The 4,528-nt window shown below is 45.9% G+C and carries 2 protein-coding genes; both read left to right on the top strand.

Annotation, left to right across the window (positions count from 1 at the left end; genetic code table 11):
- The first annotated feature begins 444 nt into the window (after positions 1 to 444).
- Positions 445 to 1,062, top strand: coding sequence for a hypothetical protein (locus P1P89_22350; protein ID MDF1594262.1), 618 nt, complete (start codon positions 445 to 447; stop codon positions 1,060 to 1,062).
- A 78-nt stretch (positions 1,063 to 1,140) separates the two neighbouring features.
- A complete protein-coding gene (locus P1P89_22345) occupies positions 1,141 to 4,071 on the top strand; it encodes a TaqI-like C-terminal specificity domain-containing protein (GenBank protein ID MDF1594261.1) in 2,931 nt (976 codons plus the stop codon).
- Positions 4,072 to 4,528 lie beyond the last annotated feature (457 nt).

Raw genomic sequence — 4,528 nt, 5'->3', positions numbered from 1 at the left:
GCCTGCCGCTGCGGGCCAAGGAAGTCAGCATCATCCGGGGGATCTGCCGCCAGATCGACTGGTATGGCGGAAAATGTTATGAAGACGGCCGGAAAGCCCTCAAGTCCGGCAAAGCCGATCAAGAGCCGGAAACCAGGTAAGCTCTTTTGTATCTCAGCTTAGTACAAATGAGCATTAATACCGTGACGTGTCAAAAAACCCCCCGGTTTTATATTCATCAAAATTGACGTGATATACGGAATGATCGATCCTGAGAACGGTAAAAGAAAACGCTTGTCAAGATCAAATGTATTGTGTAAACAGTAGTATACCAATCCAAGCGCATATTCTGCAGATCAAAAATATTGAAACGAACTAATTTGCCCGGTCAAGATTCTTTCTGGTTTTTGGAGATATCCCGAAAACTATAGAATCACTTGTTATGCCTCTTAGACACGGAGTATTATGAAAAACTTGGCAATATTTTGTGCAGATGTTGGCTCAATTAAAGCAAAGAAGTTTGGTTGGGCTGCTATCACTCCGGATTCCAATGCACCAGAATCAGGACCAGATATCGAAGAATTTGTTTCTCTAATTTATAAATCTATTGGCCTTGAGCACAAAGTGGCAATTGGGTTTGAATGCCCCCTATTTGTTCCAATGAGATCCAACCCTCTACTTGTAAATTCATCACGAAAAGGAGAGGGAAATCGAAGCTGGAGTGCCAGTGCCGGTACTGGGGCTTTAGCTACTGGATTGGTCGAGGTTCTTTGGGTGATGAATCAGCTCACTGAAAAGCTTGGTAAGCCCCCTATAGCGGAATTAAATTGGGATGCATTTCAAAGTTCAAATACCATATTTTTGTGGGAAGCATTTGTTACATCCACAGCGAAAGGAAGTGGCCACTCAGGTGATGCTATCATTGCTATTGATTGTTTTGTGAATGCCCTGCCACAGTTGAGCCATGCCAATGCCATTGATGAACATTCAGTACTTTCATTGGTCGGTGCAGCAGCCTTACGAGCGGGTTGGTCAACTGATTTAAACTTACTATCAATGCCTTGTATTGTAATCAAGGCATAACAAGACGCTCAAGCAAGGACGCAGCAAGCTGCGCTGCTTAGCTTGGCGTTCATGCGTTAATAAAGTAGGTTTTGAAATATGAATGTACCTGACAGAATCAAAGAATTAACCGAGACGTTCGATTACAATCTGGAATCGTATAAAAAAGGTATCTACAATGAAACCCAAGTGCGCCGTGAATTCATAGATCCTTTTTTCGAGGAATTGGGCTGGGATGTTGCCAACAAACAGGGCTATGCCGAAGCCTACAAGGACGTTATCCATGAAGACGCCATAAAAGTCGGCGGCGTCACCAAGGCGCCTGATTACTGCTTCCGGATCGGAGGCGCCCGCAAGTTTTTTCTGGAAGCGAAGAAACCGTCGATCAACATCCAGGAAGACATCCATCCGGCCTACCAGTTGCGCCGATACGGCTGGAGCGCCAAGCTGTTCCTCAGCATTCTGACGGACTTCGAAGAGTTTGCCGTTTACGACTGCCGGACGAAACCGGTGAAAACCGACAAGGTTTCCCACTCCCGCATCCTTTATTTCAAATACACGGATTATGCGGACCGGTGGGAAGAAATCGCCGGCATCTTTTCCCGGGATGCGATTCTGAAAGGCTCCTTCGACAAATACATCGAGTCCAATAAAATCAAGAAAGGTACGATGGAGGTCGATGCCGCATTCCTGCAGGAGATCGAACGCTGGCGGGAACTCTTGGCCAGAAACATCGCCCTGCGCAATCCGAACCTTTCCCAACGGGAATTGAACTTCGCCGTTCAGCAGACAATCGACCGGATCGTGTTTCTCCGTATCTGCGAGGATCGGGGCATGGAAGCTTACGGCGGATTAATGGCGCTGCGAAACGGGGAGAATGTTTACAAACGGTTGTTCCATCTTTTCAATAAAGCGGACGAAAAATACAATTCCGGGTTGTTTCATTTCAGAAAAGAAAAAGGCCGCGAAAATTGCGACAACCTGACGCCCTTCCTGCAGATTGATGACAAGCCGCTAAAGGATATTTTCAACAACCTATATTACCCGGAAAGCCCTTACGAGTTTTCCGTTCTGTCGGCCGACATCCTCGGGCGAGTCTATGAAAAATTTCTGGGCAAGGTCATTCGCCTCACTGCCGGTCACCAGGCCAAAATCGAGGAAAAACCGGAAGTCCGCAAAGCGGGCGGGGTTTACTACACGCCGGACTACATAGTGGACTATATCGTTAAAAACACCGTGGGCAAGCTGGTGGAGGGCAAAAAACCCGGCCCCAGGGGCGGCGTGAGTCACCTGAAGATATTGGACCCGGCCTGCGGTTCGGGTTCGTTTCTGATCGGCGCTTATCAGTTTTTGATAGACTGGCATCGGGATGAATACATCAACGACGGCCCGGAAAACTGGTCAAAAGGCAAAACGCCCCGCATCTACCGTTCCCAGAAAAGGGGATGGCGGTTAACCACCGACGAGCGCAAGCGAATCCTGTTGAACAACATTTACGGCGTGGACATCGATCATCAGGCGGTGGAGGTGACAAAGCTGTCCCTGTTGCTCAAGGTGCTGGAAGGGGAGGACGAACAGAGCATCGGCAATCAGATGCTCCTGTTTCAAGAGCGGGTTCTGCCTGACCTGTCGAACAACATCAAATGCGGGAACTCCTTGATCGGGCCGGATTTCTATAACCATCAACAGATGAGTGTTTTTGACGAAGAAGAAATCTATCGAGTCAATGCTTTTGACTGGAATGCCGAATTTGCGAAAATAATGAAGGATGGCGGGTTTGACGCGGTGATCGGCAATCCGCCGTATGTTGACCTGAAAGGTTTTCCGGTACAAGAACTGTCTTATATCTTCAAATCCTACGAATGCGCCAACAACCGGGTCAACCTTTTTGCTACATTCATGGAACGATCATTTTCTTTGCTTCAAAAATCTGACGGCTATTTTTCAATGATTGTCCCGACTGCGGTCTTAGCGCAAACATCCTATACCGCTCTGAGAAAAAAAATTCTTAATGAAACCACATTACTATATTTGGCTCGCTTGCCGAATGAATCTTTTGGTTCCGCTGCTGGAGAGGTCAAAGTTGATACAGTGATTGTGACTTGGAGTTCTCCTCACAAAACAAAAGTGCCGACTAATCTCATTGCATATCGTGGATATGAACGAATTTCTTCGATAGCGCCAACAACAGCACATATTCATGGAGAATTATCGATGAACAATGTGGCTAAAGCTCCTGATTATGTTTGGCCTGTAAATACAACTGATTTCCACAACGTCATCCTTAAAAAGATTGAGGGAAAGGGAGTCCCATTGGTCTTTCTGGTTGAGTTTTGTTTAGGATTGACTCCCTACGACAAATACAAGGGACATACAGAGAAACAGATCAAAGAAAAGGCTTTCCACGCCGACCACCAAAAAGATTCAACTTACAAGAAGCTCCTGAAAGGAAATGATGTTCGACGTTATCAAGTTAGCTGGAATGGTGAAGAATGGATTAGCTACGGTGACTGGCTTGGGGCACCCCGTGAAGAACGGTTTTTTACTGAAAAGCGGATTATAGTTAAGCAGATAATCGATTGGAGCAGTTTGCGTATTTGGGCTGCCTTAACATCCGATGTCCTCTACAATACCCAAAATGCATTCAACCTGCTACCTAATGACGAAAATTCGCTTGAGTACATTTTGGGGCTTTTGAATTCTAAGTTGATCAACTTCTATCATCAGAAGCGGTTTCTTGATGAGTTTAAAATGCGATTCCAAAAGATCCTTATAAGAGACTGTAAACGTTTCCCCATCCGCACCATCAACTTCGACGATTCCGCCGATGTCGCCCGGCACGACCAGATTGTCAGCCTTGTCGATCAAATGCTGGAGTTAAACAAAAAACTGGTCGAATCAAAAGTTCCTCAGACAACAGACATGTTGAGGCGGCAAATCGAATCGACGGACAGACAAATCGATCAACTCGTGTATAAATTGTATGATTTAACGGAGGAAGAAATCAAAATCGTAGAATCAGAAACTTAAAAATGCATAACCTTGCATTGCACAGGACGCCAAAAAGCAGGCGCCTGTGAATTTGGTGTTAGCCGGACACGGGTGTGATGAGACATTCCTTTTCTCGATTTGTCTATTGAAATATGGGGACGGCCTTGCATTAATGCTTTATTTTTCATTCTGATGATTCTATTGGCTTTAGTATGCCTCGAAAAGCCTGCATCGATGCACCCGGAGCCCTGTTCGGAGGCGGTCTGATTCGAAGCAGTGGAGGATGGCAGGCGGTAAAGAGATTACGAAAAAATAAAATCCATTTGAAGGGCGACGAACGTATCCTCGCAGACGTAACCCTTTTTAGTAGTGGTACCGGCAGGCCAGGATGCGGATTTTATCTTCTTTGACCTGATAGACTAGTGTCACGTCAACCTTGTAATGTCGTAAAAAATGTGGTAAGTATGCTTCATAATCAACCCGGGAGGATTGGATA

The sequence above is a fragment of the Desulfobacterales bacterium genome, assembly GCA_029211065.1.
GTDB lineage: Bacteria > Desulfobacterota > Desulfobacteria > Desulfobacterales > JARGFK01 > JARGFK01.
Note: the sequence above shows the minus strand (reverse complement) of the source record. Positions and strands in the feature narration are given on the sequence as shown.